Origin of the sequence: Thiomicrorhabdus chilensis DSM 12352, assembly GCF_000483485.1 — a bacterium.
Classification (GTDB): Bacteria; Pseudomonadota; Gammaproteobacteria; order Thiomicrospirales; family Thiomicrospiraceae; genus Thiomicrorhabdus; species Thiomicrorhabdus chilensis.
On record NZ_KI519609.1, the window covers coordinates 1892477 to 1917665 of the forward strand.

A 25189-nucleotide genomic window follows, 5' to 3' on the forward strand; every position below is an offset into this window, starting at 1 on the left:
AATATTCTAACACATCTGCCGGTTATAACATTATGAAACCCTTATTAAATAAACAAAGCGGTCTCTTAGAAAACTTAATGCAGGAAGTACAATTATTTCAAGCGCTTCTGGAAGTTGGCCAAGACTGTCTGCCTGACGAGTTAAAACCCCATCTGATTGGCGTTACCTTTGAAGACAAGTGTTTAATTTTACAGATCGACGACAACATCTGGTCAACCCAGCTGCGCTTTTACGAGCCCAATCTACTGGGCATCTACCAGTCGCACTTTCCGCATCTGCAATTGAACAAAACCCGAATCCGAGTGATTCCTATCAGCGTCCCGCCCACCAAGAAAAGAAAGGTATCCACATGTCCGACCCAACAGGATGCCGAAGAAATGCGTCTTTTAGGGGAAAAAGTTGAGTCGGAAGGACTCAAGGCGGCGCTCAACAAACTGAGCCAGAGAAGCCAACATACCGATTAGTCGTTGTGACCGTTCAGGAAAAGAATAAAGGTTGTTTGGAGCCTTAAGCAAATCCAACAGGCCTGCTTAAAATGACTCCGAAATCCAAAACACAATTACACCAGAATCTTGCTGCTGCCGTATTGGATCGGTGAAGGTTCTTTGTCAAAACTCACGATTTCATAAGCTTCAGGACAGCTTTGCAAAGCGCGCAACAACTGATTATTCAGGGCATGGCCGGATTTATGAGCGGTGAATTCACCAATGATCGGATGCCCGATCATATATAAATCACCCACTGCATCCAGAATTTTATGGCGCACAAACTCGTCCTTGTCTCTCAAACCTTCGACATTCATGACACCCTGGTCATCCAATCCAATGGCATTTTCAAGGCTTGCACCCAAAGCCAAATTCCTTTGGCGCAACATCTCCATGTCCTTCATAAAACCAAAAGTCCTGGCGCGGCTCACCTCTTTGAAATAAGAAGTAGAGGAAAACTCCAGGGTCATTTTTTCAGCTGTCGTGCTGAAGGCCGGATGGTCGAATTCGATTGAAAAATTCAAACGGAATCCATTATAGGGATTAAATTCGGCTGACCCGCCTTTGTCATTTTCGACGCGGATCGATTTCAGAATGCGAATGAACCGTTTTGCAACAGGCTGTATTTCGACCCCAGCGGATTGCAGCAAAAAGATAAAGTGTGACGAACTGCCGTCCATGATCGGAACTTCGTCCGAGGTGATATCGATAAAGACGTTATCGATTCCCACCCCGGCCAAAGCCGACATCAAGTGCTCAATAGTGGCAATCTTAACGCGCCCTTGAGGCTGATCTTTGACGATTGTCGTACAAAGCATGGTTTCCCCGACGATTTCCGGAGAGACTTTAAATTCAATGACGGGATCACAATCTACACGACGGAAGACAATTCCGGTATTCGGTGGGGCCGGGCGAAGTGTCATGATCGATTCATGACCGGTGTGTAATCCAATGCCTTTGGCTTTAATTGGATTCGCTAGAGTTCTTTGATTCACTGACAACTCGTTTTTTTGACTAAATTACCAACAAGACACTTGCTGGCAAGAGTCATTTAAATATTCTCTGCTGGGCAAAAGAGTAGGTTCATAAAAATTTGTGTAATTTTAACACAAGAGTCACTTTTGACACCTTGATTTTTTCTGGAATCGGAGCACCATCCGAATATGAAAGAAATGCAAAAAGGCATCACAATAAAAATGCGAATGCCTCTTTCAAAGGAGAATCAGAAGCTTTTCTTGAACCAGTTTTTCATGCGGTTGAAGACATCTTCCGCACCGATACCCGACTTGGAGGATTGCTCTTCAAAAGCGGAATCGCCGACATGTTCTTTTGCGTACATCAACAAGCCAACCGTAGTCGCGTATGAAGGGCTGTTCACCTCTTCAATCAGCCCGGTAACCCCTTGCGGATATCCCAATCTAACCGGCATATGAAAGACCTCTTCGGCCAATTCAACTGCCCCTTCCACCAAGGCACTTCCACCTGTTAACACGACACCAGCGGCCAGCATATCTTCAAAACCTGAGCGACGCAATTCCGCTTGAATCAACTGAAACAGCTCTTCATATCGAGGTTCAATGACTTCCACTAAAGTTCTTCTAGACAAACAGCGCGAAGGTCGATCTCCGACACTGGCGACTTCAATTTCTTCGTCCTGGTCGATTAACTGCGGAAGCGCGCAAGCGTATTGACGTTTAATGCTTTCTGCCGCCTGAGTTGGGGTTCTCAGAGCGACTGCAATATCATTGGTTACCTGGTCTCCTGCGACGGAAATCACGGCCGTATGGCGGATCGCGCCATTATGGAAAATGGCGATGTCGGTGGTTCCCCCACCGATATCCACCAGGCAGACGCCAAGTTCTTTCTCATCTTCCGAAAGCACGGATTCACTGGAGGCGAGTTGCTCGAGAATAATGTCAGACACCCCCAGGTTGCAGCGTTCAACACACTTGATGATATTCTGAGCCGCACTGACGGATGCCGTCACCATATGCACTTTGGCCTCAAGTCGCACACCCGACATGCCCACAGGCTCGCGAATGCCGCCTTGGTTGTCAATCATGTACTCCTGGGAAAGAATATGAAGAACACGCTGATCACCGGGAATGGCAATGGTCTGAGCCGCATCCATGACACGCTCGATGTCTTCCGATTGCACGTCCTGATTGCGAATGGCGACCATTCCGTTAGAGTTAAAGCTCTTGATATGGCTTCCGGCGATTCCAACATAGACCGATTCGGCAGTAAAACCCGACATCCGTTCCGCTTCATCAATCGCCCTCTGGATTGATTCAACCGTGGCATCGATATTGACGACCACGCCTTTTTTCAACCCTCTGGATGGATAAGTTCCCATGCCAACAACTTCAATTTCACCATCCGACTTAATTTTGCCGATGATGGCGGCTATTTTTGAAGTACCAATATCCAAACCCACGACCGTGTTTGAAGCTTGTTGTTTACGAGCCATGCTTTACTTTACCTTTCCCACTTAACGATTGTTATCTGACAGCGTAGAAGCCTTAGCTTCTTTAAGCTTTATTGCAAAACCATTACTATAGCGTAAATCATAAACTTGTGCTGATTTTCTAAAGCCATTCTTTAAATCGGGGTAGGCGGCCAAAAACCGTTGAAATTTATGATGCTGATCTTGTTGGTCGAGAATCAGGGTCGGCCCATCCAGAATATGAATTTCCCACACGCCGTTTGCCGTTTCTTGCAAACGCTCAACGGTCCAACCGATCTCATTCAACTTCTGCTGAAATTCCGCCAGCTTTGCCAACAGGCCTGCCGAATTTTCAATCCGTCCCTCCAGCCTGACGAAATGCTCAAACCTTTGCAAGTTATTGGGAAAAAACACTTCCCCCTTGTGGTTGACCAACCCGTCATTTCCCCAGCGCGCTACCGGATTCTGCTCGACGATACTGATTTTGAGCTGATCAGGCCAACTTCTTTTGACCACTGCCTGACTCACCCAATCCAAACGGACCAGATCGGCTTGAATCTTATTCAGCTCAACATCCCAAAAAGACTTCCCTAAATAGGGTTCAAGCACCTCATCCACCTGCGCCCTATCGAGTTCTTTAAGCTCCATGCTCAAATGAAACTCTTCTATCGGTCGCTTACTGCTGAGCTCCTGATGAAATAACAGCCAGATCGCAATGCCGAATAAAACCAACCCGAGACCACTCATCCACAAGAACCTGCGCCCCTTCATCTCAGTTTTTCCGTCCAAACATGTTTCTCACCTCCGCAAACCCAACTAATCGCACGTGCTTGCCAAAATCTCAACAACCAACTGTTCAAAGCTCAAGCCTTGCTGTTTGGCGGCCATCGGCACCAAGCTGTGGTCGGTCATCCCCGGCACGGAATTCAACTCGATCAGCCACGGTTGATTTTTCGCATCAAGCATCACGTCCACTCGTCCCCACACACGAGCCCCCATTACCGAAAACGCCTGCATACACAAACGTTGAATATTTGCCTGCAGAGCTGAATCCAATTCACAGGGACAAATGTACTGGGTATCATTGGATTGGTATTTGGCCTCAAAATCGTAAAAATCATGCGTAGTCTTCAACTCAATCAACGGCAAGGCCTCTCCGTTCAAGATTCCCACCGTGAACTCGCGTCCGTGAACCCATTGTTCAATCAGCACTTCGGAATCAAATTGCTGGGCAAAACTTACCGCCTCCTGCAACTTTTCCATTGAATCCACCTTGCGCATGCCAATACTGGAGCCCTCGTGACAAGGTTTGACAATGACCGGAAACGGAATTGAAAACTGGCTTGCATCAAAAGGCAGATCAGCGCTCACCCATACAAACTCCGGTGTCGGCAGACCGGCTCCACGCCACATCCACTTGCTTCGCAATTTATCCATCGCCACGCTGGAAGCGGCCATGCCACTGCCCGTGTATGGCAGCCCCAAGTCTTCCAAAATGGCTTGAACCGTGCCGTCTTCCCCCCAACGGCCATGTAGGGCGATAAAGGCACGGTCGTATTCCCGGGCAACGGCTTGCAAGCCTTCAATATCCGTCACATCACAGGCGGTCGCATCAATGCCCTGATGCTGCAACGCTTTGCATACGGCCTGGCCGCTTCTCAAAGAAATCTCCCTTTCTGCGGCCTTGCCTCCCATCAACACTGCAACTCTACCGAACTCCACTACGCTTTACCCTCTTCTGACACCTGCCAACTCTTGGCCAATTGCCCAATATTTCCAGCCCCCATGATCAACACCACATCATCGTCCTGAAGCACATCAGCGGCAATCTCTTCAAGTTGATCAAAGTGCTCGGCGTAAATTCCCTGCTGCCCACCTCGTAAACGCATCGCCTGAAGCAGTGCTTTGGTATCAAAACTCGGAATTACAGCCTCTCCTGCCGCATACACTTCAGTCAAAATCACCACATCCGGTTCCAATAAAGCCTGTACAAAATCGTCAAACAAATCGCGGGTTCGGGAATAACGGTGCGGCTGAAACACCAATACCAGACGTTTACCGGGAAAGGCCTCTTTTGCGGTCTGAATGGTGGCCGTCAACTCAGTCGGATGATGCCCGTAATCGTCCACCAAAGTCACTTTATGGCCGGCGATGATTCGGTTAGGGTAGACCTCAAAACGGCGTCCAACGCCGCCAAATTCCGCTAATGCCTGCTGAATGGCCTCAATCTCGACCCCCAGTTCCAAACCGACTGCAATAGCGGCCAGTGCATTTTGTACATTATGCAAACCGGGAATATTCAGGGTGATTTCAAAACTTTTTTCTCGCCCCACCAATACCTGAAAAAACATCTGCAAACCCACCGTACGAACATTAATTGCACGTATGTCAGCCTCCTCATCAAAACCGTAAGTCAGGGATTTACGGGTTAATTTGGGAAGCATGTTTCTGACATTGGGGTCGTCCAGACAAACAATCGCCAAACCGTAAAAAGGCAGCTGCTGAATGAAATCTATGAAGGTATTTTCAAGATTTTGATAATCCCCTTGATAGGTGTCCATATGGTCTTCATCAATATTGGTGATAACCGACATCATGGGTGACAAATGCAAAAAAGAGGCATCGGACTCATCGGCTTCGGCCAATAGATAATGACTGGATCCCAGGCGTGCATTGGCTCCAACCTGATTGAGCTGACCGCCGATTACAAAAGTCGGATCCAGCTCTCCCTGGGTTAAAACCGCCGCGGTGAGACTGGTGGTCGTGGTCTTGCCATGCGTTCCGGCAATGGCGATGCCAAAACGCATGCGCATCAACTCGGCCAACATTTCCGCACGCGGGATCACCGGAACACGGGCTTCTTTGGCCCAGGCGACTTCCTGATTGTCTTTTGGAATCGCGGTTGAGATCACCACAACATCGGACTGTTGAACATGTTCGGCATTGTGTCCGAGCTGTATCAAAGCGCCCAGTTCTATTAAGCGGGCCACGGTGGGATTATGCTTCAAATCCGATCCGCTGACCACATAGCCTAAGTTTAAGCAAACCTCTGCGATGCCAGCCATACCGACACCGCCAATACCAACAAAATGAATCTGCTTAACTTTCTCTTTCATTCAAAACCACTTCTGTAAAACCAATCGTAAAATGCGTGTTAATTTATGACAATATGATACCGTGCTTTTCTCGCACAGACGTAGCATTCTTGGGGTTAATGGAATAAATCGACGATATCAAAGATTTTTTAGAGAGCAATGACTTCACCTCACTGCAGATTTCGTGAATCTTTATCAGAAAATTCGGAATCAGGCAGGCCTGGTGACTTTACCGGTTGGGGAATTACCCAAAAATATTGCGCCAGAATCGCAGCCAATTCAGAAGGTTTGGCAAGAGGATCCGTCAATTCGACATGATTGAAACGCGAATCATTAATACGCTTTAACGCCATGGCATCATCGATCAATTGCAAAATCGATTCTGCTCCCTGGCCCTCCAGACGTTTTTCATCGGGGTTCCACCATAAAAGCAGTTCAGGGAATTTCGGCTCACTGGAAGGCAGTGGAATCAATTCCAGTTGAATCCAGTGCAAAGGTTGCGGTTCGGTTGTCATAAAGCAACCTTACACCAAATTTTCTAAAGAAGCATCTCTTTTGCATCGAGAATGGAGGCCACCAAACGGTCAATATCCTCGCGATTATTGTACACGCCTAAGGAGGCACGAATCGTCGCAGGCACTTTGAAGTGCTGCATGACCGGCATGGCACAATGATGGCTAGCACGTACCGCCAAACCATCTTGATCCATTAAGGTGGCCATATCATGCGGATGAACCCCCTCCAGCACAAAGGAAATCACTCCCCCTTTGTTTTCAGCCTCACCGATAATGCGTACGCCCTCAATTTCTTTAAGGCGCTCGGTTGCATAAGCCAACAGCTCTGCCTCATAAGCCGCAATCCGATCCAACCCAATGGATTGCATAAACTGCATTGCCGCTCCCAAACCGATTGCGCCGGCAATATTCGGGGTACCCGCCTCGAACTTATAAGGCAGAACGTTATATTCGGTTTTCTCAAAAGTTACCGAATAAATCATATCCCCACCGCCTTGGTAAGGCGGCATGACTTCCAGAAGCGCCTCTTTGGCATAGAGCACTCCTATTCCGGTCGGGCCATACATTTTATGCCCTGACAAGGCATAAAAATCGCAATCCAGGTCTTGAACATCAACCTGCATATGCGGTGTGGCCTGGGCACCGTCCACTAAGACTTTAGCCCCGACTGAATGGGCGATTTCAGCCATCTCCTTAACCGGATTGATGGTTCCCAAAGCATTGGACATGTGAGTGACAGCCAAGAGTTTGGTTTTTTCGGAAACCAGTCCTTTCAGGGCGTTCATACAGACCTCACCCAGGTCGTTCATACGCAACACCGTCAAACGAATTCCAAGTTGGTCACGCAACAATTGCCAAGGCACGATATTCGAGTGATGCTCCATCTCCGTGACAATCACCTCATCCCCGGCTTGAAGATTCATACGCCCCCAACTATGCGCCACTAGATTAATGGCTTCTGTGGTTCCCCGCACAAACACAATCTCTTTGGTTGAGCGGGCATTCAGAAAGCCGCGGCTAATCTCACGTGCACCTTCATACAATTCGGTGGCACGCTCACTCAAACCATAAACACCACGATGCACATTGGCATTTTGTTTCCGATAATAGGTGTCGATTGCCTCAATCACCTGAAGGGGTTTTTGCGAGGTTGCTCCGCCATCCAAATACACCAGTGGGTGGCCGTTTTCAGTCTGCTCCAAAATCGGAAACTGCGCGCGAACTTGAGAAAAATCCAACAAGGTTTCAGCCATAGACGTTTACCCGTTCAACTTTTGTGAAAGCGCGCCCGCCAACCAGTCACGAATCGCCGGTTGACTCACCGTTTCCAAAGGCTCAAGCAAGAAGGCTTCGGTAATCATTCTGATCGCCTGTGGCTTGCGGATGCCGCGAGCCTGCAGATAGAAGATTTGATCCCGATTGATCTGACCGGTGGCCGAACCGTGCGAACACTTCACATCGTCCGCATAGATTTCCAACTTTGGCTTGGTGTCCATTTGAGCACTGTCCGACAACAGCAGGTTTTTGTTATCCATTTGCCCATCGGTTTTTTGAGCCGCTTGTGCGACCTTGATCATGCCATCAAAGACTCCGACAGCCTGACCCGACAAAACATATTTATGCAGCTGTCGACTTACACCATTGAACTCATTATGCTCGGTATAGGTGCGAGAATCCATAATCTGAGAATCCTCTGCATAACAAGCGCTGTTTTGACTGCTTTCGATATTCTTGCCATTCATTTTCAGATGGTTTTGATGGCGTGATGTCTGACCACCAATCCCGGCATACAAGGTATTCAACACACTGTTTTCTGCCTGCTCAATGAATTGATTATTGAAGTAATAACTGCGTGGTGCCAGAGCCTGAAGTACAACCTGTTTGCAACGTGCAGCCTGCCCAACCTCTATCTCGGTCACTACATTGGTGAACCCGGAGAATTCTGACTCAGAGGCATTAAGACTCACAAACGACTCCACCAGAGTAAGTTCGGCATTTTCTTCCAACAATACCCGGTTGCGAACATTGGAAACCTGATGATCTTGTGCCTGAACGTGCAGAACAAAAATCGGCATTTCCATACTGACATTTCGGGAAACTTGTAGGTAATACCCATCGTTTAACAACATCGTATTTAAAACACCAAAAGGCTCATCTTCGATCTGTTTCTCCTGATGAGTCACTCTATCTGTCAGCTCAGGCGTCTCCAATACATCACAAACGGATTCGATGGTCACGCCTTTCGGAAGACCAGACAAATCGTCAGACAGGCTTTCGCTGAACCAGCCATCGACCATCACAATGCGCACCGCCGGGTAATCTGGAAGATAGGCTTCGATGTCGTTATGGGTCACATGGATTCCGGCCTCAAGACGAAAAGGTTTTTGAATGAAGTCGGTTAATTTCGTATACCCCCAGTCCTCGTCACGACGGGTAGGGAAGCCCTGCAGTAGAAACTGCTGTTTAGCGGTTTCTCGCAACGAAGCAAGACCGGGATTTTCAGTTATTTTATTTAGGTCGTCCGTCAGCTGAGCATAATGCTCCATGGCAGCTTTGACGACTGGTGCGAACTTCTTGGCCAATGGCTTATTCCCCCAGGTACTGCTGGATAATGTTGTCATAACCATTTTCCTCCAACTCATGTACCAACTCAAAACCACCTGACTTGACAATTTTACCGTTGAACAAGACATGGACGTGATCCGGCTTGATGTAATCCAACAAACGCTGATAATGGGTGACGACAATAAAGCTACGCGCTTCAGAACGCAACGCATTCACCCCGTTTGCGACCACTCGCAAGGCATCGATATCCAAACCGGAGTCGGTCTCATCAAGAATGCATAACTTTGGTTCGAGCAATGCCATCTGGAAAATATCATTGCGTTTTTTCTCGCCACCTGAGAAACCGACATTGACGGAACGTTCCAGCAGGTCGGCACTCATACCCAACAGATCGATTTTGGCCTGGGCATACTCATCAAAGTCAAACATATCCAACGCCGGCAAGCCTTTTTCTTCTCGCACCGCATTGACTGCAGTTTGCATAAACAATTTATTACTGACACCGGGAATCTCGACCGGATACTGAAAGGCTAAAAACACACCTTTTCTGGCACGCTCTTCCGGGTCCATCTCCAATAAGTCTTCCCCGTCGAATTCAACATTTCCTTCGGTCACCTCATAGTCATCTCTGCCGGCCAGTACGTTGGCAAAGGTACTTTTCCCCGATCCGTTCGGTCCCATGATGGCGTGGACCTCACCTGGCTTCACTTCGATGTTGAGCCCTTTTAAAATCTGTTTTTCGTCAATTTGAGCTTGGAGATTTTCAACTTTTAGTAACATAGCTTTAAATTCTTTTAATTGATGTAATGTAATTCATCCGTTGCAGATCTGTTTTCAGATTTACCCTACGGATCCTTCCAGGCTGATGGCGAGCAACTCTTCGGCCTCTTGCGCGAATTCGAGAGGCAACTCACTGAATACCTCTTTACAGAAACCGTTCACGATCATTGAAATCGCATCCTGCTCACTGATTCCTCGCTGCTGACAATAAAACAACTGGTCTTCACCGATTCGCGAAGTGGTTGCCTCATGCTCGATCTGAGCAGTCGAATTTTCGACCTCGATGTAGGGAAAAGTATGGGCTCCACACTGGTCGCCAATCAGCATCGAATCACACTGTGTGAAATTACGCGCTCCCTCGGCCGTGGGGGTAATCTTGACCATGCCTCGGTAGGTGTTATCACTTTTTCCCGCCGACAACCCCTTGGAGATAATCGTGCTTCGTGTGTTTTTTCCGATGTGAATCATTTTGGTTCCGGTATCGGCCTGCTGACGACGATTGGTCAGCGCTACGGAATAGAACTCGCCGATGGAGTTATCTCCTTTGAGCACACAACTCGGATACTTCCAGGTAATAGCCGATCCTGTTTCCGCCTGAGTCCACGAAAGCTTTGAGTTTTTACCTTCACAAATACCGCGTTTGGTCACGAAATTTAAAATTCCACCTTCACAATCTTCATCACCTGGATACCAGTTTTGCACCGTTGAATATTTGACCTCGGCATCCTCATGAACAATGACCTCAACCACCGCCGCATGCAATTGGTAGGTGTCACGAACCGGGGCTGAACACCCTTCCAGATAACTCACATAACTGCCTTTATCTGCAATCAAGATGGTACGCTCGAACTGTCCGGTTTTGGCCTCATTAATCCGGAAGTAGGTGGAGAGGTCAATCGGACTGCGTACACCTTCAGGAATGTATACAAAGGTACCATCGGAAGCCACCGCTGAATTCAAAGCGGCAAAATAGTTGTCATGATAAGGCACCACCGTGCCTAGATATTTCTGCACCAACTCCGGATAATCCTGGACCGCTTCCGAAAAAGAGCAAAATATGATTCCCAACTTGGCGAGTTCTTCACGTTTGGTGGTGGAGACGGAAATAGAGTCGAAAATGGCATCAACCGCCACATTTGAGTTTTCATCTTCTATCGGTACGCCTAAGGCGGCAAACGCTTTCGCCACTTCCGGATCAATGCCCTCTTGTTGGGCTTCAGTACCGCAGGCGTCTCCGCAAGCACTGCATTCCGGTGCAGAGTAATAGCTGTAATCCTGATAGTCTAACGGCTCATATACTGCTTTAGCCCAATGAGGCTCTTCCAGGCTTTTCCAGTGTTCAAAAGCCTTTAAACGAAAATCCAACATCCATTGAGGTTCGTTCTTTTTTGCGGATATGGCGCGCACCACCGTCTCATTCAAGCCTTTTTCAAAGGTCTCGACATTGGCAGTGGTCACAAAGCCTTCTTTGTAATGCTTATTCTTACTCAGCAGATCGTTAATCTCTTGGTACTGAGTCAATTCGGCGTTATTTTGCACTTCAGACATGGATATTATTCACTTAAGATTTAATTTCATAGTATTTTAGTTGGTTATTCTATAAATGTCTACATCAAGGCCATTAAAGAATTATATACGTGCGGCTTTTATTCTTACTTTTCAAGCACCTACACCCTAAAGGAACTTGCCTTAACAATCTCATCCAACCAGTCTTTTTGCAGACCGACTCCCTCAATTCTTAAATAACCTTCTTGCTGTCTTGAATCGGCCGCGTAAGTATCCCAACCAAATGGCGTACCCTCAATGGCCACCAAATTCTCATACTCATAGGTCGCCAACACCGCCTGGACACGCCAGATCTGCATGCCTAAATTCTCTCTGGAATTGTCCAATCCCATCAACAGATGATCCAGACTCACCTTGTCGAGCCTAAACTCAAGCGTTTCAAATGAATGTTCCAGGTTCGAGAGCGCTGAATCTCGGCACTTAGCTACCGTAAACTGCGGAACCTTCTCAAAGCCTGACCAAGATCTGGGGAAGTCGTTCTGGTTGAGACGCACCACCGGCAATCCCGGCCTTTGTCGCTTAACCCACTGTACCCAGGCACTTTGCCTATCCAATTCAGCCGCTTCTGAAAAACTAAACACAACACCCGTTGCGTTGTGAAGCATCGTTTCCAGTTGCTTGAATGCCAAACTGGTCTCATCCAACAGAAATCGTGCCCGCATATCAATCACACACCAGGCCTGCTCATATTGAGATAAGTCTTGGCAAGACCAGTCTGAGGCGACAGAAATTGCCTCCTGTGGCAGCTCGAATCGAGTCATCAAGGCCTGTTTGACAGTATTTTTACCGCTTCCGGGCAATCCCAACAACAACACGTTTGAAATATTCAGACATTCCGTCATGGCTTTTCCATTGAACCCGCCAGGCATGCATCGAACGCCTGTGCCATATTGATCAACAGTTCGTCATAAGGACGGTACCTTACCTCAATTGTTTGTGTTCCTGGCTGATAAACCCCCATCGGATCCAAACTTCCGACCTTTACCTGAAGGCCTGAAATCACCGCCAAAACCCTTTTTTCAGGAAACTGGGGCTCCTTGAAAACGCAATGGACATTGTGCTGGGATATTTTTTTCCTCAGGCTTTGAATGCGTTTTAGGCTGGGGGACAAAGCGGGATTAAGTCGAATCGAACCAACACCGTTCAAGCCATAATACCGCTCAAAATACTGATAGGCATCATGCAGCACGATAAAAGGCTTATCCTTCAACAAAGCCATTTGTTGCCTAAGTGCCTGATCGACCCTTTCAAGTTCTGCCAGCCAAATCTCGGTTTTACGCTCTATCGCATGCTTCCGTTCGGGTTTCAGGCTTTGCAAATGCAAGCTGACGGCCTGAATCAAAAGCTTGGCATTATGCAGGCTCAACCACAGATGCCCATCATAATTCTTAAGCGCATCGCTCACCTTGTCTTCATCGTGATCACGTTCTCGCTCATGATCATGATCATGACTGGCTTGATCCGCTTTTTCCCAAACGCCGCCCCGACGAATCGGCAACAACTCAACACCATTCAAATCGCGCATTTTCAACACTGGCATTGAATCATGCGCCAAAGACTTATCCAACCAAGCATCCACCGGAGTGCCCACCGTCAAAACCAAATCACTTTTCTGCAGTGCCCACAAATGAGAAGGCTTTAACTGAAACCCGTGTGGCGAAACGCCTGGGTCCAGCAACACATTCAAACGATCGTCATCCTCCAACAAGGGGGCAACAATCCCCGCCAATGGCGGAATACTGACTGTCACTTCAACGGCATAAAGAGGCCAAACCCATAAAATCGATAGCAAACCCACTATTTTTTGCATTTTTCGTGTCATCCGTCCGTTCCCACCCCGATTAATTTACGCAATCGGCTGAAATTATCTATAAAATAGAGGGCATTATATTACCGAATCGACAACCGACCCTAACCTCTATGTCCCTACTGATTAAAGCGACTCAAATCTCACACAGCTTTGACGAAAACCAAGTTCTGCAAAACATCTCCTTAGAAATTCACGCAGGAGAGATCGTGACCCTGATTGGACCCAACGGTGCAGGCAAGTCGACTCTATTAAAAATATTACTTAAATTGATACGCCCGACCTCGGGTGATGTTTGGCAAAAATCCAATCTGCGCATCGGCTTTATGCCGCAAAAAATCCAGATTGATCCAACTTTGCCAATGACCGTCAAACATTTTTTAAATCTCGGGCGCACCAAATCATCCACCCAACCTAAAAGCTGGAAAAACCACTTCAATTTCAGCGCGCATGATACCACAGAGATACAATCCGTAGTCGAGGAACTCAATATCGCACACCTGCTCGAACAACCGATTCAAAACGTTTCCGGCGGTGAAATGCAACGCATTCTGCTGGCACGTGCACTGATTCGCAATCCAGAGCTGTTAGTATTGGATGAACCGGTACAGGGCGTCGACCTACAAGGCCAGACGGAACTTTATCATTTCATCAATGAATTGCGAAGAGAGCGAAATTTGGGCATCCTCATGGTCAGCCACGACCTGCACATAGTCATGAAAAATACCGACCAGGTTTTGTGCCTTAACCAACATCTATGCTGTTCGGGCACACCACAAAGTGTCAGCAAATCGCCGGAGTTTCTTGCCATTTTCGGCCAAGGAGCGGAAGAACTGGCCCTATACGAACACCATCATGATTCTTCGCAATGCGGACACACGCACGGTTCGGCCTCCCAAGCGACTCAAGACAAGGAGGGGCATTAATGGAGTGGTTCCCCAACTTTCTGGTTTTTGCGCTCTTGGGTGGTTTGGGCATCGCGGTTATTGCTGCCCCTTTAGGCGTTTTCATGGTTTGGCAACGACAATCTTATTTCGGGGCTACCTTGGCGCACTCCGCACTACTTGGCGTCAGCCTAGGGTTGTTCTGGGAAATTGACCTGACATTAAGCGTATTGATTTTCTCCATGCTGATTGCATTCGGAATCCACCAACTCGCACAAAAAACCCAGCTCTCCTCGGACACCTTGCTGGGCATTCTGGCTCACAGCAGTCTGGCTTTGGGGCTGGCAACCTTGAGTCTGCAAAATACCGTGCAAATTGACATTATGGGTTATTTGTTCGGTGACATACTCAGCGTCACCCCATCTGATCTGATTTTAATCTTTTCGGTAGGATTCATCACCTTGATATTTTATCTTTACCATTGGCGGGATCTTCTCAACATCACGCTGAATCCTGAATTGGCACAGGTTGAAGGCATTCGCGTCAAACCCATTCAATTGCAGTACGTACTGCTGTTAGCTTTGATGATTGCGCTGTCGATGAAAATTGTCGGCGTCCTGCTGGTGACTTCACTGCTGATCATTCCCGCAGCGGCCGCACGAAGACTTGCGAGAACACCCGAAGCGATGTTGCTATTCAGCATACTGCTGGGAATCTCTTCAGTCATTCTTGGGCTGCTGACCTCAATGAGCCTGGACATTCCGACCGGACCCGCCATTGTTCTGGTCGCCACCTTAATTTTTCTACTGCTCCTAATCAAAAAAGCCCCGGGCTGAAACCAGCTCGAGGCATGAGTTAGTTTGCCGCGTACAAAACACTTATGCGGCACAACACTTAATAGCGTTAAAGAGAATCAATTAATCCGTAGAGCAGTTCAACTACCTTCTCACTGTGCTTGTCGACTGCAGCCAGGCCGGCTTCAACGCTCTCCAGATCATCTATCTGCTTGGCATCCATGACCTGCTTGATGGCCTGATGCATTTCCATATGCTCATCACCCAAGGCCTGCATCAAAGGCAAATGCATATACGCCTGCCCTTCTCCGTAATACCACTGACCCAACGCACACGCAGTATGGTCGGTAGCGGTTTCATAAGTGACGCCAATATCCACTCCTTCAACGAAGCCACGGATTTTGGACTTCCAAGACTGGTGAGCTTCAATCATTTTTTCAAATTGACTGGCTTCATGATGGCGAACCAAACGTTGCATTCTGTTTTGATTGTCCTGATCGACGGTAAAGCTCGCCACCTGATCCCTCAGCATCTCGGCATCCGACAACAGCTCCCCACTGCTTTCAGCCGCTTTCTCGACCACGGAAGCATTGCGTTGCGTCATCTGATCCATGGAAGAAATAGTCTGGTTTACCTGCTCAATCCCCTGGGCCTGCTCAATACTGGCCTGGCTGATTTCTGAAATCATCTGTCCAACGGTCTGCATACTGTCATTGATTACGCCCATCACATCACTGGTTTGCTGAACATAATGCCCGGATGTCTGGCTGATTTTGACGCTGTTCTCAATCAAGCCTTTGATTTCGCCGGCGGCTTCCGCCGATTTGCCCGCTAAATTCCTGACTTCCCCGGCCACCACGGCAAAGCCTCGACCATGCTCACCCGCTCTGGCCGCTTCAACCGCCGCATTCAATGCCAGCAAGTTGGTCTGGAAGGCAATGCCGTCGATAATCGTGATGATATCGTTGATCTTCTGACTGGCCGCCGACATCTCCGTCATAGACTCCAAAGCTTCCTGCATGGTTTTCAAACCTTCCGCAAGTTGCTTCTGGGCATCACCGGTCACATGGTTGGCTTGCTGCGCGTTATCGGCGTTCTGACGTACGGTGGAAGTCATCTCTTCCATGGTCGCAGAAGTCTCTTCCAACGCAGCAGCCTGTTGCTGAATACTGTGTGAAATCTGCTCATTGCCCTTGGCCAAACCATCGGCTCCGTCGGCGACGCAACTGGCTATGGCGCCGACTTTCCCGACCATGATTTCGGTATTGGAGACCGAACTGTTCATCGAATCCTTAAGCACCGCCATCTTGCCTTTATAGGAGCCTTTGACTTTCTGCGTCAGATCACCTTCGCTGATTTTAGCCTGAACAGAAGCCACTTCATCCACAAACTGTTCCAAATCGTTCAGTGTTGTATTGATGGACTCTTTCAATGGGATGAAATCACCACGAGCATCCACTTCGGAACGCACCGAAAAATCACCCAAACTCAATGCATTAAGGGTTTGCGCAATGCTCTCCAAAGTGGCGCGCATCTGCACAGCGGATCGATCCAAATCATAAAGCACATCCGAGAAGGTCCCTTTCAGCTCAACCGTATCTGACTTGGCCACATCCAACTCTCCGGAACGGAAATTATTGGCCGTCTGTTGAAGCATCGACATCACCCCATCAATTTGATTCAAAGACTGATTGACCCCATCCTTTAACAGTAAAAACTGGCCTCTTTTGCCCACTTCAACTCGTCTCTCAAAACGGCCTTGGGCTATCTCCTGCATGACCTCCACTACATCGGCAATCGCACTATCCATGCGACTGAACAAATCATTCATCTCGATTGAGACTTGAGCCAATTCATCTTTACCGTAGACTTGCACGCGATGACTCAAATCACCGCTTTTAGAAATGGTATCTACGGTTGAGACAATTGCATTAATGGGTCTCAGGAAACTTCTGGCGACAAACCAGCCCACCAGGCTGAAGAGCACCACACTGATGGCCAACCAAGACCAGATAAGGATTTCACCGCTATTTTGCTCTTTATACAGCTTGGACACTGCCAAAGAATTTTGCGCCACCTCGTAATCGCGGAATTCCTTAACGATTTTAGTAAAACCTAAATATTTTTTCTGGAAGTCGTTCATGAGAATATCAATCGCTTCCTCGGTAAACTCTTCGTCCACCGCCATCATAAAGCTGCCGAATACGGCATTGGCACTTGAAACATTGGATTTCAAAGCTTCGTAGAGTTCACTCTCTTTCTTATCCAGCTTAATCTGATTCAAACGCTCAAAAATGTTGAAAATCTGTTTAGCGCTTTCATCCAGACCTTTTTTTACTTCCGCTTGACGTTCTGGATCTTCAACTAGAACCAGATTGCGTTGCAATACCGCACGTTCATCGGACACGCTTTTCAAATTATTCAGCAAGGAAAGTTTGACGCCATTGACTTTAATGATCTGGTCAACCGTCCGGTTGGTCTCGTTGATCAAAAACTGGGTGACAAGATTACTGGCCAGTAAGAAAAATATTGCACCGGCAATACCGATTATCATCCGAGTTTTTATAGTCATTTCCAATCCTCTGTATTTCTACTTATTCTATATTTTTATAACAAATGCCTTGTTTTACAAGGCTACGGGCCATTCTATAGAAGCGACAAGAGACACATCATCAATTTTTTTTAGTCAGACTTTATCCAATGTTATGAACTCAAACGCATAGGCGTGCCGTTCATCTTTATCATGTTTTGCCAGCTCGACTGTTTTCCATTCATATCCACGCCAATCGGGGAACAGGGTATCACCTTGAATTTCAGCATCTATCAGCGTTAGATACAGACGGTCGGCAAAAGGTAGCATCTGAGAATACAGTTGACCACCTCCCATGATAATAACCTCTTCATAGTCGTTAAGCGTCGCCAAGGCGGACTCAACGGAATCAAACACAGTCACGCCATTTAATTCCAATTCAGAGTTGCGACTGATAACAATATTCGGACGATTAGGCAAAGGTTTGGAACCAATCGATTCAAAGGTTTTACGTCCCATAATCACCGGTTTTCCGGTGGTTTTGGCTTTAAAAAACTTCAGGTCATCTGGCAGATGCCAGGGCATTTCGTTGTCCAAACCGATGACTCGGTTTTTAGCCATAGCGGCAATCATGGCGATCTTCATACCGACACCTTGGCCTTGATATGGGGATGGGATTCATAATTCACAATTTCAAAGTCATCGAACTGATAATCAAAAATACTCTCCGGCTTGCGCTTGATCAGCAACTTGGGCAAAGGATAAGGTTCTCGCTGTAACTGGGTTTTAGCCTGTTCCAAGGTATTGTTGTACAGGTGCACATCCCCTCCCGTCCAGATAAATTCCCCTACATCGTATCCGATCTGCTGTGCCATCATATGCACCAACAGCGCATAACTGGCGATATTGAAAGGCACTCCTAGAAAGGTGTCGGCACTGCGCTGATACAACTGGCAAGAGAGTCGTCCGTTGGCGACATAAAATTGAAAAAACGCGTGACAGGTCGCCAACGCCATGCGCCCCTGCTCCACATTTTGCTGCGGACTCATGGACTCATCAGGCAAATCGGCAGGATTCCAGGCAGTCACAATCATGCGGCGGCTGTTGGGGTTGTTTTTTAGTGTCTCGACCACTTCGGCAATCTGATTAATGGTTTCACCATTAGGCTTTTCCCAAGCAACCCACTGCTTGCCGTATAAAGGGCCTAAATCACCCGAATCGGTCGCCCATTCATCCCAAATACGCACTCCGTTGTCTTTGAGGTATTTGATATTGGTATCCCCCGACAGAAACCATAAAAGCTCATGGATAATGGAACGTAAATGCAGTTTTTTGGTGGTCACCAGGGGAAACCCTTGCTGAAGATCGAAGCGCATCTGATATCCGAATACGGAACGCGTTCCGGTGCCGGTTCGATCGCCTTTATCGGTGCCGTTTTCAATAATGTGGTTAAGAAGCTCTAAATACTGTTTCATAAAACTCAAATCTTTAGTTGTTTGAAAAAACGATCTGTTTTTTGGCATTGGAGTAACGCCAAACCATCAATCCAATTCCTGCCAGAATCATCGGCAAGGACAACACCTGCCCCATCGTCAACCAATCCCAGGCTAAATAGCCGATGTGCGCATCCGGCATGCGATAGAACTCCACAAAAAAACGGAACACGCCATAGCCCAGCAAAAACAAACCGGCTATCGCGCCATCCGGTCTGGGTTTGTTGGCATACCAGGCCAACAGAATAAAGAGCACCGCCCCTTCCAATAAGGCTTCCAAAAGCTGGGTCGGGTATTTAACCACCACCTGCTGAAGCGATGGATCGTATACCGCCATGCCTAAAGGCGAATCGGTCACCTTTCCCCATAGTTCGCCATTGATGAAGTTGCCGATTCGACCGGTCAACAAGCCGATTGGAATCAAGGGTGCGACAAAGTCTGCGACCTGGAACAATGACAGATTGACTTTACGCGCAAACAGCCACATCGCAAGCGTGACCCCGATCAATCCGCCATGAAACGACATTCCCCCTTGCCAGACATGGAAGATGGCCATTGGTTGATCCAGATAGAAAGCCAAATCGTAAAACAGGATGTAGCCTATACGTCCGCCGAGAATCACGCCCATGGCGATATAGAATAGTAGATCGCCAACCCGCTCGGTTGTCCAGTCCACCAGTTTCCGCGCACGCCAGACACCGTACCACCAGCCCAGCAAAAAGGCCAAAAGATACATCAAACCATACCAGTGAATTTGAAAGAAACCCAAGTCCAGAGCGACCGGGTCGAGATTAGGATAATGCCACATAAGAATTCTCAGATATTAGGAACCTGAACATCATAACAGAAGCCCTTATGAGACGCATTAGACAGGCCTGCCGATTTTCATAAATTGGAATTAAGCGAGCAATCCAGTGGAAACGGACAGGCCTGTCGAGAATGACAGGCGGGTACAGACTAGATCTTGAACTGATGCACCAATGTCTCGAGCTTATCGGCCAAGGCCTGCATGTTATGCCCGGCGGACTCGGTGTTTTCGGTCCCCAAAGCGGCCTTTTCGCTTACCGCATGAATCTGGCTGATATTCAAATTGATCTCTTGCGCCAACTGGCTTTGTGAATGCGCGGCATTGAACATCTGCTCACTCATTTGATTGATGTCATCCATCAAAATGGTCACCGGATTCAACGCCTGCTCTGAAGCGTAAACCGCCTCACAACTGGCTTCGGTTGCCGATTGACTACGCTGCACCATCTCCACGGTGGACAACGTGGCCTGACGGATCTTGTCGATGATGTTCTCGATTTTAAGCGTCGATTCCTGGGTTCTTTGCGCCAAGCCACGAACTTCATCGGCCACGACCGCAAAGCCACGACCATGTTCGCCGGCACGGGCCGCCTCAATGGCCGCATTCAGAGAAAGCAGGTTGGTCTGTTCGGCAATTTCGCGAATCACATTGACCACGGTTCCAATCTGCTCGCTGTCGTTACGCAGCTGAGAAACCGCCTCGGTCATGGCCAGCATACCTTCAGACAAGTTCTGAATCTCGCTAGCGGTCCCCTTGACCATGCTGCCGCCCTCTTTCACTCTGGAGGCGGCCTGCTGTGTCGCTCTTGAGGTATTGTGTGAATGATCTTCTACACTTTTCGCCTTATTGGTCATATCCACCATTGCTTCAGACAGGTGACGTGAAGAAGCCAACTGCTGCTGCGTGCCCTCCTTGGTTTCATGAGTGATTTCCAGCAGGGCTTGAGATGAGACCTCCAACTCTTCGATGGTCTGCGACACCTCTTTCAACATGACCTGAATCTTTTCGATAAACTGGTTGAAATACCTCGACAGATCCGCCAGTTCGTCTTTGCCTTTTACCGGCAGACGCTGTGTTAAATCGCCGTCTTCCTCGGCAATCGCTTTCATCGCACCGGACGCCTGCTGAATCGGATCGACCACCGCATAGGTCACACGGCGCGACACCAACATGCCCAGAATCTGCCCCAGGATAGAAACCGTCAATACAAACACGATGTTATAAAAACTTGAATCCACCACCGATTGACTGACCTCGACCATCTCTTTAGTCGCGGCGTTGGAAATGGAAACCAACTCATTATCCAAAGTCTGGAAAATCGGCTCAATCTCATTCTTCATCAGCCAGGTGTCCATTCGCCATTTCTCACCCTGATGAATACTCTTAAGCTGCATGAAATGCTCTCGATAGGCCTGATACACTTCCCAGACTTTGATTAAACCATCCTCTTCTTCCAAAGTGAGTTCAACTCGTTCCTGGGAGTTCAGACGGTTGATCATCTGTTCCGTGGTATTCAAATAACCTTCCGTCAACTCAGCCATCTCTTCGGTTCTGAACGCCACATAACCACGGACATTGGAAACTACATTCAACCAGCTTTTCTGCATATTCAAAAGATCGGTCAACACCCCTTGACGTTCTGGCTCCAAAGACGCCAATTCCGATGCAACCATCATATTGATCTGATTCTGCATGCTATTCGCCAAACTCAACATATGTTCGTTCACATACTGAAAAGCCGGAAACTTCTTGCTGCGATCCTCTTGCAATTCCACAAGCTGGTCAACCAGACCCGGCAATTGATCCAACTTCTTCTCGATCAGGCCGTAGGCTTCAAGCACCTGTTGATCACTGTCTCCGTTGACGCGAATCGATACCGAGGCTTTTTGAACACCCTGAATCACTTGGGCAAATCCTGCCTGATAAGCGGCAAGCAACTCTTTGTCATGCGTCAACATATACATGCTCAAAGCGTTCATACTTTTCTCTAACGACAGAGCCAATTCGGACGCGCCAATGGCAACAGGCTGCTTCTCATTGACCACCACCGAAACATTCTGCCGAACCAGATAGAGGTTAATGACCGCCTGCAAGGTGATGATCGCCAAGACTGTCCAAATGACTCCAAAGCCGAAGCGCATTTTTTGCTTGATTGTTAGATTCTGTAAAAATGAACGCATAATGTATTCTTCACTATTTTGACAGTTAAAAGTATTTGGAATTTACAAGCAAATTAAATGCCAATTAAAAACTGACCTTACAATTCAGAAGAATGCCGCCTCATCAAATCCGTAAATCTGCAGAAGACAAAAAGAATAGTCAAAAATACCTATTATGGCAAAGAGTGCCGATCTGATGATCAGCGTAAAGGATAATTGCCCCGGGCAATCAGCCCGCCATCGATGGTCAGTATCGACCCGGTCATCCATGAGGTCACATCCGACAGCAGATAAGCGGTCGCTTCACCCATCTCTTCGACATTGCCGTATCGGCCTGCTGGCATTCGCTCAGACCAGTACTGCTCCATCTCGGGCTTCAGTAGAATATCAAAGGTGCGTTCTACCGGTACGACGCCCGGTGCCAAACCATTGACGCGAATTCCATGGCGCCCCCATTCAACCGCCTGAACCTTGGTAATCGCATCCAGACCGGCTTTAGATGCGGCGTAAGCGGAAAACCACTCACAGGTTGCCTGGCCGTGAATGCTGCTGTTATTGACGATAGCGCCTGGCTGATCGGCCCGAATGCAGGCCTGGGCAAATTCGGTACTGATTTGATAGGGAGCCTGTAAATTCACCGCCAAAGTTTCAGCAAACTGCTCACCAGAAGAGTCGTTGACTGCCGTCGTCTTGGTGACAACTCCAGCATTATTCACCAAACCGTCCAAACCATCGAACAATGACCAGGCCTGCTTGAAAAAACCGGCAATGGCTGACAGATCGCGGAAATCACACTGTACAACCTGCGCTTTGGCCCCCAGAGCTTCAACCTCTGCCAGCGTTTGCCGTATGCCCGAATCGTTTTGATTGTAATGCAGCACCAGCCGGCAGCCCTCTCTGGCCAGTACCTTGGCCATGCCAGCGCCAATACCACTGGAAGCACCTGTAATTAGAACTCGTTTACCTTGCAATCCCTGCATATCCAATCACCTTATCTGTATTACTTAAACTGTCAGCTCTGGGCCTTGATGATGGCCAATAATAGCTTGGCAATCTTCTGGGTGGCCTGGCTTGGAGCTCCGCTGCGAATATTCTGAGAGGCCGCCATGCGCTTTGTGGGGTTCTCACACCACTCTTTTAAAACCAACGCCAATCCGCTCGCCGTCAAGTCATTCTGCTGAATGATCTCTCCACCATCCAGATCCACCAACACCTGCGCATTGGCGGTTTGATGGTCATCTACTGCGTGAGGATACGGCACCATAATGGCCGGGCGCGCCGTGGCCATCAACTCACTGACGGTTAAGGCACCAGAACGACAAATTACCATATCTGCCGCTTCATAGGCTTGTCGCATGTCATCGATAAACGGCACCACTTCAGCCTTAACCCCTGACTCGCTATAGGCTTTCTGCGCTTGATTTAAAGTTTTTTCACCGGTTTGATGGATTACTTTCGGACGTATCTCCTCGGGCAATAAGGCCAAAGCCTTGGGAACGGTTTCGTTAAGAGCCAAGGCCCCTCGACTGCCACCCAATACAAGCAAACGACAAGGTGTATGCTCTGCAACCACTGAAAGCTCTTCGAGACCGGCACGCACCGGATTACCAAGCCTCTCTACGTGTTCGCCATGAATACGAGACTGTGGAAAAGCAGTGATGACCTTGGCCGCCAAGGGCGCCAATAATTTATTGGTCAATCCGGGTATGGCGTTCTGCTCATGCACCACCAAAGGAATGCCCAAGGTTTTCGCAGCCAAACCGCCGGGGCCGCAGACAAATCCCCCCATTCCCAATACCAAATCCGGTTTCTGTTCACGCAAAATAGTCCTTGCCTGCCAGCAAGCACGAGTCACATTGATTGGCGCCTTTAGCCAGCCAATCAGGCCGTTGCCACGCAAACCCTTAATGGAAATCGCCTTAAAAGGGATCATCGCGCGCTCCACCCAATCCCGTTCCATACCGCCTTGCGTTCCCATCCAGCAAACTTCCACGTCGTGATCTTGAAGCTCTTCCGCAATGGCAATGCCCGGAAACACATGACCGCCGGTACCGCCGGCCATAATACAGACTTTGGTTTTTTTGGACTTCATACAGCCTCCTTATCGGCAGCGGGTTCCGTTTGCGGGTTGCGATTGATGGTTCGACGGGTTTCGTAATCGACTCTAAATACAATCGCCATGGCGGCAATCAGCAGCAACAGACTGCTCCCCCCGTAACTCATAAACGGTAGGGTCAGCCCCTTGGTTGGAAAGGCGCCCATGTTAACGCCCATATTGATCATCGCCTGCAGAATAATCCAGATTCCAATTCCGTAAGCGACCATCCCGCCAAAAAAGGCTTCATTGTCAAACGCCTTACGACCGATTCGAAACAACCGGTAGAGGATCAATAAATAGAGCCCCACCAAAAAGACAACTCCGATAAAGCCGAACTCCTCGGCATAAATCGAAAACAGAAAATCGGTGTGCGCATCCGGCAAATAAAGCAATTTCTGCACACTTCCACCGATTCCGACTCCGCTCCACTCGCCGCGGCCTAATGCAATCAGGGCTTGTGTCAGCTGATAGCCACTGCCAAACGGATCCTGCCAAGGATCCAAAAAACTGCTGACACGGGCCATTCGATAAGGCGAGATGATGACCAAAACCGCTAGCAGACTGGCCATCGGCAACACGGTCAGCACAAAGTAACGCCACGGCGCGCCGGCAATCAACAACATTCCGGTAATCACCACGGCGATGACAAAGGTACTCCCGTAATCCGGCTCCATCAATAGCAAAATCGCCATGACCCCAAACGGAAGCGCCAAACGAATCACCGCCTCAAAACTCTCTTTGACCGCAGAGGCGTGGCGATCAAGATAACCCGCCATGAAAATGACGATGACCAATTTCATGAATTCGGAAGGCTGGAAGTTCATCACCACCAGCGGCAACCAGCGCTTACTGCCGTTGATTTCGCGTCCGAAAACCAGCACCATAATCAACAAGAACAAGGCAAAAAGAAACAGTTTACCGCGGTGCTTTTGCCAAAAAGAGAGGGGAATCTGAAACAGAACATAGGCGGCCGCCAAGCCCAATCCCAAGGAGATGAACTGACGGATAAAATAATGACTGGTATCCGCAAAACGTTTTTCACTGATGGCAACCGAACTGGATGCCACCATCATCAAGCCGATGACCATCAATACACTGATCAGCCCCAGTAACCAATAATCGATTGGCCAATCCTGACTAGACTGCCGCCAACGTTTGAGCATT

The 25189-nt window shown here is 48.3% G+C and carries 23 protein-coding genes; 3 read left to right on the plus strand and 20 right to left on the minus strand.

Features of this window, described 5'->3' with window-relative positions:
- Nucleotides 1-77 precede the first annotated feature (77 nt).
- Nucleotides 78-464, plus strand: coding sequence for a DciA family protein (locus B076_RS0109065; RefSeq protein WP_028487030.1), 387 nt, complete (start codon nucleotides 78-80; stop codon nucleotides 462-464).
- 95 nt (nucleotides 465-559) lie between these two features.
- Here the strand turns inward: B076_RS0109065 and lpxC are convergent, their stop codons facing one another.
- The 12 genes from lpxC to B076_RS12595 form a co-directional block, all read right to left on the minus strand.
- Complete coding sequence (lpxC, locus tag B076_RS0109070; protein ID WP_028487031.1) at nucleotides 560-1480, minus strand: UDP-3-O-acyl-N-acetylglucosamine deacetylase; 921 nt, start codon at nucleotides 1478-1480, stop codon at nucleotides 560-562.
- A gap of 227 nt (nucleotides 1481-1707) precedes the next feature.
- A complete protein-coding gene (gene ftsA, locus B076_RS0109075; RefSeq protein ID WP_028487032.1) occupies nucleotides 1708-2955 on the minus strand; it encodes a cell division protein FtsA in 1248 nt (415 codons plus the stop codon).
- 21 nt (nucleotides 2956-2976) lie between these two features.
- Nucleotides 2977-3702 carry a cell division protein FtsQ/DivIB gene (locus tag B076_RS0109080; protein WP_084205749.1) on the minus strand — a complete coding sequence of 242 codons (726 nt, stop codon included), beginning with the start codon at nucleotides 3700-3702 and terminating at the stop codon, nucleotides 2977-2979.
- A 45-nt stretch (nucleotides 3703-3747) separates the two neighbouring features.
- The gene (locus tag B076_RS0109085) at nucleotides 3748-4653 is read right to left on the minus strand and encodes a D-alanine--D-alanine ligase (protein ID WP_028487034.1); all 906 of its coding nucleotides are present in this window, start codon (nucleotides 4651-4653) and stop codon (nucleotides 3748-3750) included.
- Entirely contained in the window at nucleotides 4653-6047 is a 1395-nt protein-coding gene (murC, locus tag B076_RS0109090; protein WP_028487035.1) for a UDP-N-acetylmuramate--L-alanine ligase, read from the minus strand. Before murC ends, B076_RS0109085 begins: the two co-directional genes overlap by 1 nt.
- Before the next feature lie 149 nt (nucleotides 6048-6196).
- A complete protein-coding gene (locus B076_RS0109095; protein WP_028487036.1) occupies nucleotides 6197-6541 on the minus strand; it encodes a hypothetical protein in 345 nt (114 codons plus the stop codon).
- A gap of 23 nt (nucleotides 6542-6564) precedes the next feature.
- Complete coding sequence (locus B076_RS0109100; protein ID WP_038150516.1) at nucleotides 6565-7794, minus strand: aminotransferase class V-fold PLP-dependent enzyme; 1230 nt, start codon at nucleotides 7792-7794, stop codon at nucleotides 6565-6567.
- Nucleotides 7795-7800: 6 nt separating this feature from the next.
- Nucleotides 7801-9162: a Fe-S cluster assembly protein SufD gene (gene sufD, locus B076_RS0109105; protein ID WP_028487038.1), complete on the minus strand. Its 1362-nt coding sequence runs from the start codon at nucleotides 9160-9162 to the stop codon at nucleotides 7801-7803.
- Complete coding sequence (gene sufC / locus B076_RS0109110; RefSeq protein ID WP_028487039.1) at nucleotides 9128-9886, minus strand: Fe-S cluster assembly ATPase SufC; 759 nt, start codon at nucleotides 9884-9886, stop codon at nucleotides 9128-9130. Before sufC ends, sufD begins: the two co-directional genes overlap by 35 nt.
- A gap of 60 nt (nucleotides 9887-9946) precedes the next feature.
- Nucleotides 9947-11434 (minus strand): Fe-S cluster assembly protein SufB, encoded by a 1488-nt coding sequence (gene sufB, locus B076_RS0109115; protein ID WP_038150517.1) that lies wholly within the window; start codon nucleotides 11432-11434, stop codon nucleotides 9947-9949.
- Between the two features lie 119 nt (nucleotides 11435-11553).
- The gene (locus tag B076_RS0109120; RefSeq protein ID WP_028487041.1) at nucleotides 11554-12294 is read right to left on the minus strand and encodes a hypothetical protein; all 741 of its coding nucleotides are present in this window, start codon (nucleotides 12292-12294) and stop codon (nucleotides 11554-11556) included.
- A complete protein-coding gene (locus B076_RS12595) occupies nucleotides 12291-13274 on the minus strand; it encodes a zinc ABC transporter substrate-binding protein (RefSeq protein WP_051347278.1) in 984 nt (327 codons plus the stop codon). Before B076_RS12595 ends, B076_RS0109120 begins: the two co-directional genes overlap by 4 nt.
- 98 nt (nucleotides 13275-13372) lie before the next feature.
- Between B076_RS12595 and B076_RS12600 the strand changes: the two genes are divergently transcribed.
- Complete coding sequence (locus B076_RS12600) at nucleotides 13373-14185, plus strand: ATP-binding cassette domain-containing protein (RefSeq protein ID WP_038150518.1); 813 nt, start codon at nucleotides 13373-13375, stop codon at nucleotides 14183-14185.
- Nucleotides 14185-14979, plus strand: coding sequence for a metal ABC transporter permease (locus B076_RS0109135; protein ID WP_028487042.1), 795 nt, complete (start codon nucleotides 14185-14187; stop codon nucleotides 14977-14979). Before B076_RS12600 ends, B076_RS0109135 begins: the two co-directional genes overlap by 1 nt.
- Before the next feature lie 67 nt (nucleotides 14980-15046).
- On the opposite strand, the gene B076_RS0109140 is transcribed toward B076_RS0109135, so the two are convergent.
- From B076_RS0109140 to ftsW, 8 genes are all read right to left on the minus strand, one after another.
- Nucleotides 15047-17509, minus strand: a complete 2463-nt coding sequence (locus tag B076_RS0109140; RefSeq protein ID WP_038150519.1) for a methyl-accepting chemotaxis protein — start codon at nucleotides 17507-17509, stop codon at nucleotides 15047-15049.
- A gap of 114 nt (nucleotides 17510-17623) precedes the next feature.
- Nucleotides 17624-18112: a type 3 dihydrofolate reductase gene (folA, locus tag B076_RS0109145; RefSeq protein ID WP_028487044.1), complete on the minus strand. Its 489-nt coding sequence runs from the start codon at nucleotides 18110-18112 to the stop codon at nucleotides 17624-17626.
- Entirely contained in the window at nucleotides 18109-18942 is an 834-nt protein-coding gene (locus B076_RS0109150) for a thymidylate synthase (protein WP_028487045.1), read from the minus strand. The genes folA and B076_RS0109150 overlap by 4 nt, the downstream gene beginning before the upstream one ends.
- 13 nt (nucleotides 18943-18955) lie before the next feature.
- Nucleotides 18956-19768, minus strand: a complete 813-nt coding sequence (gene lgt / locus B076_RS0109155; protein WP_028487046.1) for a prolipoprotein diacylglyceryl transferase — start codon at nucleotides 19766-19768, stop codon at nucleotides 18956-18958.
- A gap of 149 nt (nucleotides 19769-19917) precedes the next feature.
- The gene (locus B076_RS0109160; protein ID WP_028487047.1) at nucleotides 19918-21948 is read right to left on the minus strand and encodes a methyl-accepting chemotaxis protein; all 2031 of its coding nucleotides are present in this window, start codon (nucleotides 21946-21948) and stop codon (nucleotides 19918-19920) included.
- A gap of 179 nt (nucleotides 21949-22127) precedes the next feature.
- Nucleotides 22128-22907, minus strand: coding sequence for an SDR family NAD(P)-dependent oxidoreductase (locus tag B076_RS0109165; RefSeq protein WP_038150520.1), 780 nt, complete (start codon nucleotides 22905-22907; stop codon nucleotides 22128-22130).
- 32 nt (nucleotides 22908-22939) lie between these two features.
- Nucleotides 22940-24019 (minus strand): undecaprenyldiphospho-muramoylpentapeptide beta-N-acetylglucosaminyltransferase, encoded by a 1080-nt coding sequence (murG, locus tag B076_RS0109170; protein ID WP_028487049.1) that lies wholly within the window; start codon nucleotides 24017-24019, stop codon nucleotides 22940-22942.
- Entirely contained in the window at nucleotides 24016-25188 is a 1173-nt protein-coding gene (gene ftsW, locus B076_RS0109175) for a putative lipid II flippase FtsW (protein ID WP_028487050.1), read from the minus strand. Before ftsW ends, murG begins: the two co-directional genes overlap by 4 nt.
- Between the last annotated feature and the right edge of the window lies 1 nt (nucleotide 25189).

What these genes read in the sequence shown, in the direction of transcription:
- B076_RS0109065 (WP_028487030.1), top strand. Translation starts at nt 78, where the DNA reads ATGCAGGAAGTACAATTATTTCAAGCGCTTCTGGAAGTTGGCCAAGAC.
- ftsA (WP_028487032.1), bottom strand. Translation starts at nt 2,955, where the DNA reads ATGGCTCGTAAACAACAAGCTTCAAACACGGTCGTGGGTTTGGATATT.
- B076_RS0109080 (WP_084205749.1), bottom strand. Translation starts at nt 3,702, where the DNA reads ATGAAGGGGCGCAGGTTCTTGTGGATGAGTGGTCTCGGGTTGGTTTTA.
- murC (WP_028487035.1), bottom strand. Translation starts at nt 6,047, where the DNA reads ATGAAAGAGAAAGTTAAGCAGATTCATTTTGTTGGTATTGGCGGTGTC.
- B076_RS0109095 (WP_028487036.1), bottom strand. Translation starts at nt 6,541, where the DNA reads ATGACAACCGAACCGCAACCTTTGCACTGGATTCAACTGGAATTGATT.
- B076_RS0109100 (WP_038150516.1), bottom strand. Translation starts at nt 7,794, where the DNA reads ATGGCTGAAACCTTGTTGGATTTTTCTCAAGTTCGCGCGCAGTTTCCG.
- sufD (WP_028487038.1), bottom strand. Translation starts at nt 9,162, where the DNA reads ATGACAACATTATCCAGCAGTACCTGGGGGAATAAGCCATTGGCCAAG.
- sufC (WP_028487039.1), bottom strand. Translation starts at nt 9,886, where the DNA reads ATGTTACTAAAAGTTGAAAATCTCCAAGCTCAAATTGACGAAAAACAG.
- sufB (WP_038150517.1), bottom strand. Translation starts at nt 11,434, where the DNA reads ATGTCTGAAGTGCAAAATAACGCCGAATTGACTCAGTACCAAGAGATT.
- B076_RS0109120 (WP_028487041.1), bottom strand. Translation starts at nt 12,294, where the DNA reads ATGACGGAATGTCTGAATATTTCAAACGTGTTGTTGTTGGGATTGCCC.
- B076_RS12595 (WP_051347278.1), bottom strand. Translation starts at nt 13,274, where the DNA reads ATGACACGAAAAATGCAAAAAATAGTGGGTTTGCTATCGATTTTATGG.
- B076_RS12600 (WP_038150518.1), top strand. Translation starts at nt 13,373, where the DNA reads ATGTCCCTACTGATTAAAGCGACTCAAATCTCACACAGCTTTGACGAA.
- B076_RS0109135 (WP_028487042.1), top strand. Translation starts at nt 14,185, where the DNA reads ATGGAGTGGTTCCCCAACTTTCTGGTTTTTGCGCTCTTGGGTGGTTTG.
- B076_RS0109140 (WP_038150519.1), bottom strand. Translation starts at nt 17,509, where the DNA reads ATGACTATAAAAACTCGGATGATAATCGGTATTGCCGGTGCAATATTT.
- folA (WP_028487044.1), bottom strand. Translation starts at nt 18,112, where the DNA reads ATGAAGATCGCCATGATTGCCGCTATGGCTAAAAACCGAGTCATCGGT.
- B076_RS0109150 (WP_028487045.1), bottom strand. Translation starts at nt 18,942, where the DNA reads ATGAAACAGTATTTAGAGCTTCTTAACCACATTATTGAAAACGGCACC.
- lgt (WP_028487046.1), bottom strand. Translation starts at nt 19,768, where the DNA reads ATGTGGCATTATCCTAATCTCGACCCGGTCGCTCTGGACTTGGGTTTC.
- B076_RS0109160 (WP_028487047.1), bottom strand. Translation starts at nt 21,948, where the DNA reads ATGCGTTCATTTTTACAGAATCTAACAATCAAGCAAAAAATGCGCTTC.
- B076_RS0109165 (WP_038150520.1), bottom strand. Translation starts at nt 22,907, where the DNA reads ATGCAGGGATTGCAAGGTAAACGAGTTCTAATTACAGGTGCTTCCAGT.
- murG (WP_028487049.1), bottom strand. Translation starts at nt 24,019, where the DNA reads ATGAAGTCCAAAAAAACCAAAGTCTGTATTATGGCCGGCGGTACCGGC.
- ftsW (WP_028487050.1), bottom strand. Translation starts at nt 25,188, where the DNA reads ATGCTCAAACGTTGGCGGCAGTCTAGTCAGGATTGGCCAATCGATTAT.